We start from the raw sequence: 16,594 nt of genomic DNA on the forward strand, positions 1-16,594 counted from the left end.
GCTGACGATGGTCCAGTCTGAAGCAGTCAATTTTTGGAGGCATCTGACCTGCGGCCCTACCCAACGACAAAAACACTGCAATAGGCATTTTAAATTGGGAGTTCGGCAGGAAATCCGCCCCACAACGAAATCGCCCGAGGGTCAGCAGCTCTTGACGAGATGAGCGCTGCTGACGCGGCACACCCTTCAGCCAGATGCCGGGCGAGCATTCATTTTCGTCCCAACAAGACCCAAATGTGGACCCGAGACACCAAGTCAGGTGTTTCAGCGAATCGATGTCCTGCCCCACAACATGCTGCTGTATCGATAACAAACCTTATCGATATGGATCGATTTGTGTGACAGACGTCCCGAGCGACGTGCATGCGCAACCGACGCCGCTCGCCGCGCGCATCGTGCTTCCAAGCAATGCTGCCTGGACGCTCTGAGGCCATGTCGAAACCCAGTCTTTAGGGGGAGTCCGGCGGATCTGCTGAGGGACGCCGTGGTGTCATCGAAACTGCGAGACCCATGCTTTCGTTGGCGCGGTGGCCCAACTCTGGGAGGGCGCCAGAGTTATTGATCAGCAGCGCGCCAATCGCTCAACCCGGAAATGCACAATTGGCCGCCGTGCGTTGGGCGCACGGCAGCCAATCTGGAAAAAGCCAACGCCAAAAGCCATCCCAGCCGATGGCCAGGCCAGTTCATGGCAAGTCCACCGGCATAATGCTCTACGGCTACCCCTTCCGACACATCCCCTGCACGACGAACGTCCAATTCCTCGGGTCGGTCGGCTTGCTGGTCACCTCGGCGTAGTAGGCCATGCTGTTCTCGTCGAGCGGCATGAACACCTGCGTGCGCAGGCCCGTGACGGTGTTGGGCGGAACCGCCGGCACGATCCAGTCCGCGTACATGGTGCCCTGGATGGCGGCCGGCGATGAGACGCCGAGCAGGTTGTTGGCCYGATTCAGCGCCAGCGAGGCGACCTGTCCGGTCCCGGCACTGGTGACCGAACCCGTGCCGGAAATGGTCAGCGCTTCCTCCTGCATCGAACCATCGAGCGCGGCACTAATGCCGAGACCCGTGACAGCGGCATACGACACGCCCGGCTGCCGGCAGACCCACTGCCCGGCTACCTGGCTCGCCGTCAGCGTCTGGGCGGGCCGGAAGACGCCCGTGCCGGTCATGCGGTTGCCTGCGGAATCGAGTTGAAGGTGGTCGAGGTACAGCGCAGTGACGCCGCTCGTCTTCAGCGGGAAGACCTGTCCCCAGACCTTGCCACCCAGGGTCAGCGTGTAGGCGCCCGGGTAGCGCGTCTGGTCCGCCAGCGCGAGTGTGCCGGCGAGGCCCATGCTGCAGGTGTCGCTGTACGTGCCAGCCTGGCACAGCCGCACGGTACCGTCGGCGCCCACGCGCATCTGACCGCCCATGCCGTACTGAATCTGGAGGTTTCCGGAACTTGCGTAGTACGTGGATTGTCCGCGCAGGAAGGTGTAGGTACCGGCCAAATCGGCGGCCGTCACCGGCGTGCTGACACTGCTTGCCGTGACCTGTCCCGACAGCTTGCCGTTGCCGAGCTGTTTCGGCAGGCCGGAGATCTCGCCCGTCAGCGTGGTGCCCGACACCGTGAACGACGCGGTCACCGAGCCCAGCAGCGCGGTCACGAAAGCCGGCGGCGGTTCGGCGCTGTCGGCCTCGAGCGCGCTGACCGTGTAGASGTTCCCGTTCTTGACGTAGTGGCCGATCACCGCACCAGCCAGCCCGAACGCCGAATCGGAGAAGCGGATCCGAACCTGGCCTGCGGCCGGGGCATCGAGCGTCACGGCAAGCGTGTCGCCAAAGCTGATCACGCCCAGGTACGTCACGGCCTGCGGCGTCGCGGGCGTCTCCGGATTGCCCGGGGTGCTCGGTGTTTCGGGCATCGATGGCGTCCCCGCGCCGCCGTTACCGCCACCACTGCCCGCGCCGTTCCCCCCGTTGTTTCCCCCGTTGTTTCCCCCGTCCCCGCCGCATGCGCCCAGTGCAACACTGACCGCCAGGGCCGCCCATGCCTTCACCCAGGTTTCCCGTTTCATTCTGCGACCCTTCCCCGTTCGTTAGTCTGTTGGCTCGTCGAGCCTGTTGTTTTGGTGCATGCCCGCGCGCGCCGTCTTTGCATCCGGTCCCGTGCGTGCAACAATCCGGCTGGATCATAGCCTTGGGTTTTCGGGCTGTATGTCCCCAGATCGTGCGACAAGCCGTCATGCCCCACGATCGTGGGGGGATAGCGGCTGCACGGGCCGTTGCATGTCGTGCSTCGACCCGTTCGTCTCGCATTCGWCCTCCCGTGTCCACTGACCGCTCCTCTCCCCTTTCCCCGCCCATCCGCGTCGCCCTGATCGAGGACGATCCCGGTTTCAGTGCGGCATTCCTCGAGGCGCTGTCCAGCGCGCCCGACATGCGCACCGCTGGCGTCGTCACGACGTTGTGCGATGGGCTGGCGCTGCTGCAATCGGCCCCTGCCGCAGACATCCTCGTTGTCGATCTGGGGCTGCCCGACGGGTCCGGCATCGATGCCATCCGCGCGGCACGCGTGGCATGGCCGCGCTGCGATGTGATGGTGGCCACGGTCTTCGGCGACGAAAGCCACGTCATGCAGTCGATTGCCGCGGGCGCCACCGGCTACCTGCTCAAGGACAGCACGGCGGCCCATATCGTGCGGGAGCTGCGGTCACTGCATCAGGGCGGCAGCCCGATCAGTCCGCTGATCGCCCGCCAGGTGCTGTCCCGCCTGCAGGCGCCGCCAGCCGATGCGCCGGTGCGAGCCCCCCAGGCAGCGGCCGGCCCGAAGCCTTCCGCCCTATCCCCGCGCGAATATGAGGTCCTGAACGACATCACGCGGGGCTTCTCGCACGACGAAATTGCGCAACGGATCGGCGTATCGAGACATACGCTGCTGACCTATGTCCGACGCATCTACGTCAAACTGGACGTCCATTCGAAGGTCGAGGCCATCAACGTGGCCCGGCAACATGGCCTGCTGCGCGATGACTGACGGCGCGGGCACGCCGACATGGCGGCGGTGGCTCCCCTTCGTCCTGGCCCTGCTGCTGGCGGGTTCGCTCCAGGGCGCGCTGGCGGAGGTCCTGCCCTGGCACATCACCTCGGCGCAGCTACGGATCACGCCCGGCGGCACGCTCGACCGGCTTCCGCCGCAGCTCGCGCTGCCCGCCGCCGGCGAAGCATGGCGGGATACGCCGCTGCCGATGGCCGTGCCGCGTCACGTGACACCCGATGAGGTGGGGTCAGGCCAGATCGAAACGGTCTGGGTCAGACTGGCGCTTCCGGCGGCCACGGCCGCTGCCGGCGAACCCCTCTACCTCTACGCGCCGCGCTGGCAGACCGTGGGACGCCTCACCGTGTACGCGGACGGCGAGCAGCTCTGGCAGTCTCGCGGCGGGCCGGTATGGAACGGCTACAACTATCCCTTGTGGATCGCGCTCGGGCAGGCGCCGCGCGACATCGTCATCCGTATCGATGTGGTGGGTCAGGTCGGCGCCGCCCTGTCGTCGGTGCGGATTGGCACCCGCGACGACTTGTTCTGGCGCTACGCAGCACGAAGCTTCCTCCAGACGCAGTTTCCCTATCTGTCCAGCGGCGGCCTGCTTGCGGTCGGCATCTTCTCGTTGCTGGTCTGGCTCCGGCGCCGCGACGAAACGCGCTACCTGCTGTGCTTCCTGGCCGCAGGGGCCTATTTCCTGCACACACTCCAGTATCTGGTTGGCCAGGACCCATTGCCGATTCCGGAGGCCTGGTTCAGCTGGCTGGCCTTCAACAGTATCGCGTGGCTGATCCTGGCCTGCTACCTGTTCATCTTCCGATATCTGGGCCTGCGCTACCGGCGCCTGGAAGCCGCGCTGTACTGCTCGGTCGTGTTCCTGGCCACCAGCACGCTGCCACTGTCGTGGCTCACGCATGTGGTGTTCCTCTACCCGCTGTCCCAGTTGCTGCTGGTGGCGCTGAACCTCGTGGTGTCGATTGCGGCCTTGCGGGCTGCCTGGCTAGCCAGGTCGCGCGAGGCGCTGACGTTCTCGGCCTGGAATGCGATGAGCACGCCGATCGCCGTGCATGACGTGCTGCTGCAGAACTACCGCATCGATATCGAGGGTATCTACCTGCTGTCCTACCTGGGATGCGTGCAGCTGCTGCTGTTCATGGTGCTGATGTATCGCCGCTATACCAGCGCGCTGGATGAGGTGGCGCAGGCCAACGCCAACCTCTCGCTGCGCCTGGCGCAGCGGGAGGCGGAACTGCTGGAAAGCCATCGGCAACTGCGCGATGTGGAGCGCCGCGAGACGCTGACGCGTGAGCGACAGCGGCTGCTGCAGGACATGCATGACGGCCTCGGATCATCGTTGATCAGCGCCTTGCGCATGGTCGAGAAGGACCCATCCGGCACGGCGCGCGCCGACGATATCGCCCAGGTGCTGCGCGAATGCATCGACGACCTCAAGCTGACAATTGACTCGCTGGAACCGGTATCGACGGACCTGTTGCTGCTGCTGGCCACGTTGCGCTACCGGCTGGGGTCGAGGCTCGAAGCCGCGGGCATCTCGCTTACGTGGGACGTCGACGACATCCCGCCGCTGCAGTGGCTCGGCGCCCAGAGCGCCCTCCACATCCTGCGCATCCTGCAGGAAGTGTTCACGAACGTGCTCAAGCACAGCCACGCGACCGCGATCYGCGTGCAGACCAGCCACGACGACCACGYRGTGATGGTGCGTGTGCACGACAACGGCACGCCGTTCGACCCCACCGGCGTGCCACTGGCACACGGCGGCAGAGGCCTCGCCAACGTGCAGCGCCGCGCGTCGGCCCTCGATGCAGCGGTATCCTGGGAGCCGGACGCAACAGGCACGTGGTTCACGTTGAGCCTGCCAATTGCGCCGGTGACCGCTTCGCTGGATGTGGGCTAGCGGCTTCCTCCTTCGTCAAGCGGCCGCACTGGCGGCATCGATCACACGCGTCAGTTGTTGCGCGATATCGCCGGCTCGTGCGTAGCCGTCCGAGACGCGGTACAGACGACCGCCATGATGYAAGCGCAGCGCCGGGAAACTTGAAATGCCCCAACTGCGTGCGGTATGGAAGTCTTCGATGGTGGCCGCGATGGCGGCGTCGCTGGACCACTGATCCAGGAACGTCTTCGCGGAGACGTCATGGCCTTGCCGATTCAGCGCTTGCGCGGCGACTTCCGCTAGCACCTTGCCGTCGGTGGTGTCGCGGGCRTCGACATAGAACGCTTCCTGCAAGGCACGGAATAGCGTCAGGAGGTCGCMCTGCGGKACCAGCAGGCGAGCCGTGACGACGGCGCGGCAGATGGGTTCCGTGTCGTAGACGAAGTTCTCCCGAGCCATCAGCCCCTCGCGATTGAACGGCAGGCCGCTTGCGTTCTCCACCAGGCCCCAATGATGCAGGCGGAATCGCTTGCCGGCGTCGTCGAGGATATCGGTGGCCCCCGCTCGGATGCCACCCACTACGATCCGSAGCGGCAGATCGGGCAAGATTTTGCGGACTTCCGTCAATTCCTTGCCGAATCCATAGCACCAMGAGCACATCGGGTCGGCAACATAGASCAGTTCCATATCATTCCTTCAATCTTTTTTAGCTCGCCGCAAGGCTGCGAYTCAGTGGATGTGTGCCTTCTGGCGCGGATCGTCTTCGACGTTCACGTAGTCGATCCCAAGCGGGCCATTCCCGCTTACCTGGGTGACATAGTCCCCCGACCGGGCCCAGTGGAAATGCGGCGTGCCACCCGGCAACACGATGACGCTGCCCGGGGGATATGCGACCAGCTTCTGCGGCTCGAACTCCTCGCCGATACCGATATAGAACACCCCTGAGATCACGGTGTARACCCGATCCTCTCGATGCACGTGCGGCATCAACTTCACGCCTGCGGGCACGTTGACGCGCACCACGTAAGGCCCCGCGGCCGACGGATCTCCRACCAGCACCGACAGGCGCGCACGTTTTGGAAAGGCTGGGAAGGACGACCACTGAAKGTCCTCCTGCAGGATGGCCCCGTTGGACGTGGGCGACAGGCYGGCCGCCCATCCAGTCCCGGCCGCGAGGGTKGTGGCCAGTGCCAACCCTACGCCGATGCGTTTCGCAAAGAATGTCATGTGTCTATCTCCTGACGTGCTTGAAGCATCGGCGTGYTGCCTTGCCTCCAGCGATGGAGAGCACTATAGAAGCGCGGATTGGCCCGATGAAGCCATCCAGGAGAACTTGAATTGATACATGGTGGAACAAGTCCGCGCCCCAAAGTCCCCGACTCACGTGTCCGCGCTATCGCAACGACACGAAGCTCTTGCGGACGTCTTCCGTGAATGCTTGCGGTTGTTCCCAGGCCGCGAAGTGGCCGCCCTTGGGCAGGCGGTTGAAGTGAATCAGCTTCGGGTAGGCCTTCTCCGCCCAGCACTATTCCGCGCCACGAAGCGTGTGAGACAGGAACAACACAGGCGCCCCGGGCCTGAGGCGGTTCGCCGGAGGCTATCCGAAATCGATCACCAGTTGTCCTCGCTCGCGGTGGCCAGCAGGAAGTCCCGCAGGAGCTTGGCGCTAGGGCCGATCTGCTTCGAATGGACCAGGAAGATCTCCAGCGGCGCGGTCTCGGCGTCTGGCAGCACGCGCACCAGATCGCCGGAGGCCAGGAGCGACGCGGCGTCGTAGGCCGGCAGCCTGGCGATGCCGTCACCCGCGAGCACGAACGCGAGCCGCGAGGCGGCGCTGTCCGTCACGACATCGCCCTGCACCGGGACCTCGATGTCCTTGCCGCCAGCGCGTACGACCGTGGTGCGCTGGCTCGGCGGATAGACGACCCAGCGATGACCGTCCAGTTCCTCGACCGAACCGGGCGCCCCGTGCTGACGTAGGTAGGCCGGGGATGCGCACAGCATGGTGGCTTCCCGAAGCAAGCGGCGAGCAAGCAGTGACGAATCCGCCAGCGGCCCCGCCCGCACGGCCAGTTCCACACCGTGGTGGACGATATCCACGTTGGCATCCGACATCGCGACATGAAGGCGAACCGCCGGATAGCGCCGCCGGAACGCGACCAGCGCCGGCAGGATCCGCTTGGTGCCGAAGTGGTGCGAGCAGGTCAGCCACACCTCGCCGCGTGGCTCGGCGCGCATCAACTCCATGCTACGGATGCCGTCCACGGCCTCATCGAGTAGCCGCTCGCAATGCACGCGGAACGCCTGCCCCGCCGGGGTGAGGCTGAAGCTGCGTGTGCTGCGCTGGGCCAGGGGCACACCAAGTTTCGTTTCGAGGGCGCGGATATGGTGGCTCACCACGGCGCGGGTGAGCCCAAGCGAGCGCGCCGCGGCGGCGAAGCTGCCACAGCGCACGACGGTGGCGAAGATCGCCATCGCGCGGAGTTCGTCGAGGATCGTATTGGTCGGGTCCATGGCCGATTGTCTTATGCCATGAGCCAATGTGTCAATGCGATGCTATCTACTCCSAGGCTGCCTGTCTGGCTACAGTTCATTTAACCGCGCTGTGCGGCGAAATGCAGACCAGAAGGAGTTCATCATGACCGTCAAGCATGTCCTGTTCATTTTGACAAATGCGGCCGAGATCGGGCCGAACAAGCGCGCCACCGGCTACTTCTAYCCGGAGGTGGCCCACCCCTTCGAAGTGCTCGACGCCGCMGGCATTGCCGTGGAGTACGCGTCGCCCCTCGGTGGCAACCCACCGTTCGACGGCTACGACGAGACCGATCCCGCGCAGCTCGCGTTCAGCAAGAGCSAGGCGATCCGGCGCATGGCGCATAGCCGCAAGCTCTCGGAAGTCGATGTCCTGGACTACGACGCGATCTTCTTCCCCGGCGGCCTTGGCCCCATGGTGGATATCGCAAACGACCCCGACGTCAAGCGYGCGGTGCTGCGCGCCTGGAACGGCGGCAAGATCGTCGCCGCCGTTTGCCACGGGCCGGCCGCGCTGCTCGGCGTCACGCTTGAGGACGGCACGCCGCTGGTCCAGGGTCGCCGCCTGACCTCCTTCTCGAACGCCGAGGAAGAGGGCTACGCCAAGGCGGACGTCCCGTTCCTGCTGGAGGATGCGCTGCGCGCGGCAGGCGCCGAGTTCGCTTCCGCCGATCCGTGGCAGTCCAAGCTCGTGGTCGATGGTCGCCTGATCACTGGCCAGAATCCGKYATCGGGCAGCGCCGTCGGCGAGGCCATCGTCGCCGCGCTCCGCGGGCAAGTCGAGTTGGCGCGCGCATGACGCGCTGATCAAGGGAAACTGCCATGTTTCCCTTGATAACTGACAACGTGGCGGCCTTCTTTTGAAAGATGCCTCGGCAGATTCAAAGTGACTTAGTAAACACCCCTTTTTCCGCGCATTGCGACCTATCGCGCTGCCTAGAATCGTCAGCGCCGGAATTCCCCGGCATCACTTTTCTCCTAAGGAAATATTGATGAGCCAACTCAGACTCGGTGGACTCGATGCGATTCGCAGTGCACAGGCATCGTCGTCACTCAGGCGCACGCAGGCCGCGGAAACGGCCAGTGCGAATGCGGGTGCCGTGGATCGTTTCAAGGCACGGGGCATGGCCCTGAAGTTGGTGGACATGGTCGATGCGTTCAAGACAGAGCAGCTCAAGGCCACCGACCTCAACAGCGATAACGTGGTATCCCTCAGCGAACTGGGCAAGCAGTTGGCCGGCAAGAGTGAGGCGGAACTGGCGAGCATCCATGAGGCCATGGACATCGACAAGGACGGTCAGGTATCTGGCGCGGAATTCAAGGACAGCATTCCCCTCGATGAATTCTTCAACAGCGTGGCAACGGCCAGTAACCAAGACGCGTTAATGGCTCGTTTCAGCGCGCAAGGGGCGGCATTGCAAGTACGTGCCGGCATATTTCAAGCCGCAAGCACCCCGTGGTTTTCACCGAGCAGCGCCATGGATCCCAATCTGCCCAATTCGTCCGAACACTTCGCGCTTTTGCCGTAGCAGCCGAATGCAACGGTAACGCGATCCGAAAGCGGCCCGATGCGCGGCAGGCCCRTTGTGCCGAAGGTGGTCATGCAGGGCACGACGCGCCGTTCTTCGATTTGCAGGCCGGGGATACGCTCGAGGAGCTGCGCTTCGAKCCCTTCCGCCACGGGAATCGAGCCGCCGGACCGAAACCAGTCCTGGATATTCCCCTCGCTTTCGAGGGGRATATCCACCGGATCGCYGCCGAGCTTCAGCCAGGTCTGGCCGTCCGGATAGAGGATGGGCGGCAGGATATAGGGATCGGCACCCTTGGGTCCGAAACAACGCATCGATGGCATGCCGGCCAGGCGTTGCACCTCCGCCGCATCGAGCCGAAACATCGCGGCAGTCCGTGCGTACACCACGAAACCCAGGGATTGGCCCAGCAGCGATTGGGTATGTCCGCCGGCCGCAACGAGAACGCGCTCCACCTCCACATCGCCCGATCGCGTCCGGATCGTCACGCCAGTGGCGCTTTCCGAGATGCCCAGCGCGGGTTCGGCGAKAATCYGCGCCCCGGCGCGCTGCGCCGCAATCGTCTGCGCMCGGACCAGRCGGCGCGGGCTGATATAGCCAGCGTGTTGCGGCTCGAAGTAGCCCCGGGTTCCAGCCGGAAATCCCAGGTACGGGAATCGCTGAGCGAGCCCCGCATCGTCATAGGCTTCAACAAGAATGCCGGCTTCCGCCGCAATGCCGCCGATGGAGGACACGTCCGGGCTCTGACCAGGGCCCACGTGAAGCACGCCGACTTCCCGGTAGAACTCGACCCCGCTTTCCGCAAAAATCTCGCCGTAGCGCGCAATCGATGCGCGGTTCATGTCCCGCCAGAATGGCGTCGAATCGAACTGCCGCGTGATACGGCCTTCATCGTAGTGGCTACCAAAGACCCCGGCATGGCCAGCGTAGCCGGCCGGCTCATCGGGCCCGATCAGCGCCACCTCATGGCCCATCTTCGACAAATGGCGCGCCGCCGCCGCGCCGATCAATCCCCGTCCGATTACCGCGAGTTTCATGCTCTATTTGCCCTGACGACAGCTACCACGTGTACTTCACCCCGGCGCGCACCACATACTGATAGAAGCTCTGCGCGCCCCACGCGCCGGACACATTGGTCCAGCCAGTCCAGCGCTTGCGCAAATCCACATTGACGCCGATTTTCAMTTCGTACCGATTATCCGGGTACATGCTGCCCACGGGAAGCTGATTGAACGAGACGTTGCTGCCGACGCTGGTATGCCACCAGTTGAGGGTCAGGTACGGTTGCCATTTGCGCGCGTCATCGCGGACGTAGGTGCGATGCAGCCGCGCCCCGAGCCGCGTGATCCAGCCGTGCGAGTCCGCCCCGCTCACGCGGGTGCCATTCGGCTCCGTGATGTCGTCCTCGCTGTAGCCGACGTAGATCAGCTGCCCTTGCGGCTCGATCACCCAATCGTTGCGCAGCGGCATGGCATACCCGCCCTCCGCCGATACGGCGAAACCCTGCGCATGGTAGCGGACCACCGGCAGCAGGTCGCCTTCCACGCGATTGGTGAACCAGCCGTACTGGAACCAGGTGTCGACGTAGGCGCCGAGCTTGTGCTCATCGTTCTGGTACCAGGTGCCGTAGGCGCCCACGCTCCAGCCTTCCACCTTGCCCTTGGCGCGGAAGGCGTTGCCTTGCGCTTGCGCGTCCGTCCAGGCGTTGCCGTAGCTGCCCATCAGGCCAAGGTGGGCGCGGGCGGCTTCGCCGAAGACTTTCCACTTGGCCATTTCGGCGCCCCCTTGCAGCAGAAAGGCGTCCGTGCTGGTCTTGAACACACCATTGCTGCTGCGGCTGCCCTCCCACTTGCCCACCGCGCGCAGCCAGCCCGACCGCGGCTTGTCGTTCTCGTGGTCGAAATCCTGCCCTTCCACGTACTGGGGCTCGCCCAGCCGGTCATGGAGGCTATGGACGAACATCTGGCCAGCCAGGCGCTGATTGGCGAGGTAGGCCGCCACCTCGGGCCGATAGAGCGCCCCGCCCGGCGTCGGAGTTGGGGTTGGATTCGGGTCCTGCTCGGACCGCAGATACCAGACGTTACCCGCGCTGCCATCCGGCGCGCCCTGGAACAGCCGGTATTCGTAGGCGCCCGCCACGGCGCGGCCTTCCAGCGCGAAGGCACCGGGAGCGCTGTCGGTGGCCACGGGGCTCAGGATTTCCACGAGCGGTATCCCGTTGGCGACCGTGAGCGCGCCCTGCCCCCCGACATTGTTCACACGGAGCCGTGTGGCACCGCCGGCCCCGGTCGCCGTGGCATCCGCCACGAGCATGTCGGCACGGGAGGCGGGCCCTCCCTCATTGAGCACGGCATTGAGCTTCAGCGTCCCGCCATTGGAGACATAGAGGCCCCCGCCGTACTGCCCTGCCGTCTGGCCGCCCCCGATCACCAGGACGTTGCCGACCGCCGCACCGCCTCCGGTCAGATCGATGGTGCCGCTGTTGGTGAACGTCCGCACGCCGAGGATTTGTCCCTGCACCGCGCCGCCAGCSACCGGCGTGTTGGCGGCCTGGCCCAGCGGCAGGTAGGCGCCGGCGGGGTTGAAGGTGACGATGGCGTCCGCCGGTTGCCGCGTGCCGCCCGCCCCGCTCACCGGCTGCGCGGCCAGCGCCAGCGTGCCGGTGTTGTCGACCGTGTTGTTCAAGCCCGTGCCGAGGTTGGCGATGGCGACGTTCCAGCTATCCCGCGAACCGCTGCCCGTGCTATCCAGGAAGCTGCGCAGGTTCCACGTGCCGCTGTTGTTGAGCGTGACGTCCGACGTCGCCGCCGAGACCACGCCCGTCATGGTGCCAGCGTTGTCGAGCCGGAACGATCCGGCCGAGCCGTTGCTGTCGGCGCGCACGGCCTGATCGCTCAGGGCCTCGATGGAGGACGCATTCCGCACGGCCTGTGTCAGCCCGGCCGTGGCGATGCCCGCGCTCGTGCCCCATCCCGCCCGAACCGGCTGGAGGTTCTGCACATCGACCGCGCCGCCCACCGAGGTGATCTCCAGGCCCGACGCATTGTTCCCGACGGTCGAGATCGCCCCTTCATTGACAACGGACATCGCCGCCGCGCCGCTGCCCCGCGCCAGGATGCCCTGCGCGTCGATCGCGCCGAGCGTCTGGATCGCGCCGCGATTGATGATAGTCTGCGCGCCCGTTCCCGAGAGCGTGGCGATCCCACGCTGGGCGTTGCCGCGCGCCGTCAGCGTGCCGGCATTCTGCACGGTGACTTTCCCCAGCCCCGTACCGCCGTTGTAGCCGCTGCCCGCCACGATGGCCGCGCCGCTGCCATTCACGTCGATGCTGCCGCTCAGGAAATTGATGTCGACGTCGCCGCCCAGACTGGTGCCTTGCAGACCGAACGAGCCGCCGCCGGATCCTTCTCCACCGCCATTGTCCGAGTGCGTGATGATCGTGCCCTGCGCCGTGATGCCGACCGTGTTGGTCGCCGCACCCGTGGTRGCGTAGATCCCGTTGGCATTGCCGTTGAAGGTTTCGAGGCGGGCACCGGTGTAGGTCACCTGCGTATTGSCGCTGACGGAATGCGCGCGAATGGCGGCCGAGCCATCGCCGTAGGTGGTGATGTTGCCCGAATAGTCGACGRTGACGGCGCCAGCTTCCGCGCCCACGGTAATGCCGAAGGCGCGCACTGTCGCCGGGTTGCCGTACACCGTGATGTCACCAGTGCCCGTGACGGTGGCCGTCCCGCCAGCCCGGGCGATCATATAGATGCCGCGTGAGCCCTCGGYATTCCCCGTGGCGCCAACCGTGATCGGCGCCCGGTTGTCGACCGACAGCGAGCCGGACGTGTTCAGTCCCGACGTGACATAGATGCCATGGCCCGCCTGCCCCGTGGCCAAAATGGCGCCCTCGTTGACCACCGCGACGTCGCCGCCCTGCGTGCTGGATCGGATGCCGAAGCCGTTCAGCCCGTCGGTGGTGATGGCGCCGCCGTTGCGGATGCGGGTGGTGCCGGTGCCGGCATCGGTCATGATGCCGAACGCATTGGTCGCGGTGGCGCGGACCGTGGCGTTGCTGTCGATGGTGATGGTGCCGCTGCCGGGGCTGTAGGCGCGTATGCCGGCATGATTGGCGGGGCCAGCCTCGAGACCCGGGTCCGACGGATCCTCGATTGCCGTGGTGTTGTCGATAAGGAAGGTCACGCCGCTGCCGACCGTGGCCGAGACCGCGCCCGCGCTGGTCGCCGTGGTCTTCAGGTTCATGCCATGGCCACCGACCGTCGAAATGGTCCCGCTGCCCTGATGCACGATAGTGGCGCTGCCGCCGCCGTTGGCAGTAATGTCGAGCCCATCGTGCTCGTTGCCGGTGACCCGGTTCGTCACGTTGAGCGTCGTGCCGGRCGTYACCGTAATCGTCGAGCTACCCGGGCTCAGGTTGATCACGCCAATCCCGTCCAGGCCAGCGCCCTGCATGGTGATCGACGTGGTGCCGCCATCGATGTTTGCGGCGGCATTGCCGGCCGTTACCGTGCCGGTGACCTGGGCCGTCACCCCGTTTGCGGCGGCGGCCGGCTGGTTGGTAATGGTCGTGCCCGCCACGGTCGCCGTGGCGTTGGCTGCGGACGTGGTCGCCCGGATACTGGCCCCGGTCGTCGTATTGAATGTGGTGCCCGTCAAGGTGCCGATATTGGATGGCGTGCCCGCAGCCGGTTGGCAGAACACGCCCACCGAGAACGTTCCGCTGATACTCGTACTGCACATGGACGTCTGCGCTTGCAGGGCCGAGGGGAACAATGCTGCGGCGCCCAGCGCGATCCGCGTCCTCACACAACGTGCCGGCCGGCCCATAGAGTCTCCCGTGTCACAGTCAGACGTGGTCGAAYCAGTATGGAATGTCAAATCTGTCGGGCAAGTGAAACTTTTGGCAAAGCGAGTTAAAGACGTCAGTATGGAATGTCAAATCTGTCGGGCAAGTGAAACTTTTGGCAAAGCGAGTTAAAGACGTTGAACCGCGCCGACTGCCCGCCGGCCCACCGCCACGAGCACTCCCGCCCCGAACACCATCAGCATGCCGCCCGCCGCGCGCTCCAGCTTGGGCAGCGCCCGGGCGAAGCGCCGCAGCACGCGCGGGTGGCCGATGGACACCGCGACCAGCAGGTCCCACCCCAGCACCGCGGCGAACATCCACACGCCGTACGCCACCTTCCACGGCGCGCTGGCGTGCGGCCCGCTGAGCATGGCGGCCAGGCTGGCGTAGAACAAGGCGTTCTTGGGGTTGTGGATGCCGGACAGGAAGCCTCTGGCCACCTCCTGCGCGAAGCCGGTCGCCGCCCCGCCGCCCGCCTTTGCCTCTCCCAGGGGCGTGGTCCCGGCGAACCGCACGAACTGCCAGCCGAGGTAGAGCAGGTACAGGCCGCCGGCCAGTTGCGTCAGGCTGAACAGCGCGCTGTCGGCCCGCATCGCCGAGACCCCCGCAAATGCCCCGGCGATGAACACGCCGTTGGCCAGCGCGATGCCGAGGCACGCCCCGGCGGCGCGTCGCCAGCCGGCGGCCAGCGAGGTACGGGCGATCAGGAAGAAGTCGGGGCCGGGCGATAGCAGCGCCAGAAAGTGGGCCGTGGCGACGATGAGGAATAGGTGCATGACGCAGACTCGCTGAGGAAACCGCCGGAGTCTGCCGCCCCGCGCGGGCCGCGTCTTGAAGGAAATTGCAGGATTGGGAGGATCAGGCCCAATCAGGCCCGATCAGGCCCGATACCGCGCCGGTGTCACGGCGGCGTGCGCCTTGAACACGCGCTGGAAGTGGCTCTGATCCGCAAAACCGAGCCCGTAAGCCACCTCGGCAATCGCTTCGCCGGCCCGCAGGCGGTCGCGAGCCAAGTTGACGCGCTGGTTGACCTGCCACGCGTGCGGCGTCATGCCGGTGGCCCGGCGGAAGGCGCGGATCAKCTGGTAGCGGCTCAGGCCGGCCAGCGCCGCCAGTTCCGCGAGCTGGCGGCAGCGCCACCGGCGGGGGGCCGGCCCCCGTGAAAACGCTGGCGCCGCCATCCACGGCGCCAATCGACCAGGTCGGATGGCTGTGCGGCCGATAGGCGGCACGGCTCCGGCACRCCCGGCGGCTCTCGGCGCAGGGCATGGCGGGGTCGCGCCAGAACTCGGTGGTGTCATCGGGGCCAGTCATGGCGGCGATTCTACCTTCGAGGAACCGCCGCGCCTTRCCCTATCCATCACTTCGACTGCACGATCACTGTGCCTTCGGTAATCGTCGGTGCGCCCACGGAGATTCCGGTAGCGTGCTCCGCGATCCAGGTCTTGGCGACCTTGACGCTTTCGTCCGTGCCCGCCTTGTCSGTGCAGGTGGTCACCGAAAAGCCGCCGGCGTCTCCGCGCACCAGCGTGTAGCTGAGCAGGCCCTGAACCTCCCGCATCAACGGCTCGATCTCATCCTTGTGTTGTGCCAGCAGGTCGAATAGCTCGCTGGCGCCGCTTCCTGAATACGTTCTGACGACGGTGTGCATGATGGGTCCTCCAATGCTTGAACCCCGGCCTTTCGCGCAGTGCGCAAAGATAAGCTGCAACGGAACCAGTCTAGGTGCCAGCGGCCTCGGCAGGCCCCGGGCTTGCATCTATATCAACCGCCCAGCGAATCGCCGTTGAACAGGATGTGCAGGGTCAGGACGAACAGCACCACGATGGCGATGCTCAGCAGGGCCAGCAGGACGATGGCAATCGCCGTCACCGGCCAGGCCTGGACGAACATCGCGTACTTCAGCGCGGCGATGGCCAGCGCCGCCAGCGGGAARCTGATGGCCCACCAGCCGGAGGCGAACGGCAGGCCGCGGCGGAACACCTTGGGCGCCAGCGCCAGGAAGATGAACAGGCCGAAGTAGAACAGCAAGGCGGCGAAGGTATCCACGCGCTGCGTCATGTTCGTATAGGCCAGGAAGCCGACCTCGAACGGCGCCATCAGGATCAGCAGCGACGGCACCATGCCGGCCGGCACCGGCTCGTGGTGGATCATGCGCGCCATGATCATCGTGAAGAACAGCAGCGCGATCATCGTCCCCACGGCCATGGCGAACAGGTTCACCTCATGGGCCCACGGCATCGGCATGGTGGCGCCGGCCACGGCGATATCGAGCGTGGCCACGCCGGGGATGAACCAGGCCGGCACGGCGTGCGCCGCGTCGATCTTGCCGCGCAGCAGGCGGCTGGAGATGGCGAAGCAGATGGCGAGCGTCGCCACGGTGCCCACGGTCCACATCCCCTCGGCCAGCGGCTGGCTCAGCGGGGCGACCACCGTGGACAGCAGCAGGATGGCGATGGTGATCGTGCCGAAGAAATTCCCCGCGACTGGATGCCGGTACTCGCTGGCCACCGCCGCMGGGTACTTCGCCGCCTTGACCAGATAGCCCGTGCCCAGMACGACGAACACAGCCAGCGCCAGCCAGCCGGCCACATCGGCAATCCACGGGCTGGCCCCGAACGCCTGGCTGGCCTGCCGCCATGCCAGCGACAGCCCGGCAATCCCCATCACCGACGCGAACAGGTTGACGGGCAGGTGCCTGACGGAGGCGGATTTGCGCAGGGTTTGGGGGTGAGGGTTCGAAAGCGTGGACACGGCAGGACTCCAGA

At 65.8% G+C, this 16,594-nt stretch carries 14 protein-coding genes; 4 read left to right on the forward strand and 10 right to left on the reverse strand.

Features of this window, described 5'->3' with window-relative positions; genetic code table 11:
* Positions 1 to 716: 716 nt before the first annotated feature.
* Positions 717 to 1,901 carry a hypothetical protein gene (locus AB4Z27_RS15750; protein ID WP_441644786.1) on the reverse strand — a complete coding sequence of 395 codons (1,185 nt, stop codon included), beginning with the start codon at positions 1,899 to 1,901 and terminating at the stop codon, positions 717 to 719.
* 404 nt (positions 1,902 to 2,305) lie between these two features.
* Between AB4Z27_RS15750 and AB4Z27_RS15755 the strand changes: the two genes are divergently transcribed.
* Entirely contained in the window at positions 2,306 to 3,013 is a 708-nt protein-coding gene (locus AB4Z27_RS15755; protein ID WP_441593123.1) for a LuxR C-terminal-related transcriptional regulator, read from the forward strand.
* Positions 3,006 to 4,934 carry an ATP-binding protein gene (locus AB4Z27_RS15760; RefSeq protein WP_441644787.1) on the forward strand — a complete coding sequence of 643 codons (1,929 nt, stop codon included), beginning with the start codon at positions 3,006 to 3,008 and terminating at the stop codon, positions 4,932 to 4,934. The genes AB4Z27_RS15755 and AB4Z27_RS15760 overlap by 8 nt, the downstream gene beginning before the upstream one ends.
* Before the next feature lie 15 nt (positions 4,935 to 4,949).
* Here AB4Z27_RS15760 and AB4Z27_RS15765 read toward each other — a convergent pair whose 3' ends face one another.
* The 3 genes from AB4Z27_RS15765 to AB4Z27_RS15775 form a co-directional block, all read right to left on the reverse strand.
* The gene (locus tag AB4Z27_RS15765) at positions 4,950 to 5,600 is read right to left on the reverse strand and encodes a DsbA family protein (RefSeq protein ID WP_441644788.1); all 651 of its coding nucleotides are present in this window, start codon (positions 5,598 to 5,600) and stop codon (positions 4,950 to 4,952) included.
* Between the two features lie 42 nt (positions 5,601 to 5,642).
* Positions 5,643 to 6,140: a cupin domain-containing protein gene (locus tag AB4Z27_RS15770; protein ID WP_441644789.1), complete on the reverse strand. Its 498-nt coding sequence runs from the start codon at positions 6,138 to 6,140 to the stop codon at positions 5,643 to 5,645.
* 384 nt (positions 6,141 to 6,524) lie between these two features.
* Positions 6,525 to 7,427 (reverse strand): LysR family transcriptional regulator, encoded by a 903-nt coding sequence (locus AB4Z27_RS15775; RefSeq protein ID WP_441593129.1) that lies wholly within the window; start codon positions 7,425 to 7,427, stop codon positions 6,525 to 6,527.
* A 124-nt stretch (positions 7,428 to 7,551) separates the two neighbouring features.
* Between AB4Z27_RS15775 and AB4Z27_RS15780 the strand changes: the two genes are divergently transcribed.
* Both AB4Z27_RS15780 and AB4Z27_RS15785 read left to right on the forward strand, forming a co-directional pair.
* On the forward strand, positions 7,552 to 8,244 hold the full coding sequence (locus AB4Z27_RS15780; protein ID WP_441644790.1) for a type 1 glutamine amidotransferase domain-containing protein: 693 nt from the start codon (positions 7,552 to 7,554) through the stop codon (positions 8,242 to 8,244).
* A gap of 193 nt (positions 8,245 to 8,437) precedes the next feature.
* Entirely contained in the window at positions 8,438 to 8,974 is a 537-nt protein-coding gene (locus tag AB4Z27_RS15785; RefSeq protein WP_143093914.1) for a hypothetical protein, read from the forward strand.
* Here AB4Z27_RS15785 and AB4Z27_RS15790 read toward each other — a convergent pair.
* From AB4Z27_RS15790 to AB4Z27_RS15815, 6 genes are all read right to left on the reverse strand, one after another.
* Positions 8,884 to 10,011 carry an NAD(P)/FAD-dependent oxidoreductase gene (locus AB4Z27_RS15790; RefSeq protein ID WP_441644791.1) on the reverse strand — a complete coding sequence of 376 codons (1,128 nt, stop codon included), beginning with the start codon at positions 10,009 to 10,011 and terminating at the stop codon, positions 8,884 to 8,886. The two genes, AB4Z27_RS15785 and AB4Z27_RS15790, sit on opposite strands and share 91 nt — an antisense overlap.
* Before the next feature lie 22 nt (positions 10,012 to 10,033).
* Entirely contained in the window at positions 10,034 to 13,720 is a 3,687-nt protein-coding gene (locus AB4Z27_RS15795) for an autotransporter outer membrane beta-barrel domain-containing protein (RefSeq protein ID WP_441644792.1), read from the reverse strand.
* Positions 13,721 to 13,954: 234 nt separating this feature from the next.
* Entirely contained in the window at positions 13,955 to 14,602 is a 648-nt protein-coding gene (locus AB4Z27_RS15800; protein ID WP_441644793.1) for a LysE family translocator, read from the reverse strand.
* A gap of 102 nt (positions 14,603 to 14,704) precedes the next feature.
* The gene (locus AB4Z27_RS15805) at positions 14,705 to 15,058 is read right to left on the reverse strand and encodes a helix-turn-helix transcriptional regulator (protein ID WP_441644794.1); all 354 of its coding nucleotides are present in this window, start codon (positions 15,056 to 15,058) and stop codon (positions 14,705 to 14,707) included.
* Positions 15,059 to 15,186: 128 nt separating this feature from the next.
* The gene (locus AB4Z27_RS15810; RefSeq protein WP_092296383.1) at positions 15,187 to 15,477 is read right to left on the reverse strand and encodes a hypothetical protein; all 291 of its coding nucleotides are present in this window, start codon (positions 15,475 to 15,477) and stop codon (positions 15,187 to 15,189) included.
* 113 nt (positions 15,478 to 15,590) lie between these two features.
* Positions 15,591 to 16,580 (reverse strand): SLAC1 anion channel family protein, encoded by a 990-nt coding sequence (locus AB4Z27_RS15815; protein ID WP_441644795.1) that lies wholly within the window; start codon positions 16,578 to 16,580, stop codon positions 15,591 to 15,593.
* Positions 16,581 to 16,594 lie beyond the last annotated feature (14 nt).

The sequence above is a fragment of the Cupriavidus sp. KB_39 genome, assembly GCF_052114485.1.
Taxonomy (GTDB): domain Bacteria; phylum Pseudomonadota; class Gammaproteobacteria; order Burkholderiales; family Burkholderiaceae; genus Cupriavidus.

What these genes read in the sequence shown, in the direction of transcription:
- AB4Z27_RS15775 (WP_441593129.1), bottom strand. Translation starts at nt 7,427, where the DNA reads ATGGACCCGACCAATACGATCCTCGACGAACTCCGCGCGATGGCGATC.
- AB4Z27_RS15785 (WP_143093914.1), top strand. Translation starts at nt 8,438, where the DNA reads ATGAGCCAACTCAGACTCGGTGGACTCGATGCGATTCGCAGTGCACAG.
- AB4Z27_RS15800 (WP_441644793.1), bottom strand. Translation starts at nt 14,602, where the DNA reads ATGCACCTATTCCTCATCGTCGCCACGGCCCACTTTCTGGCGCTGCTA.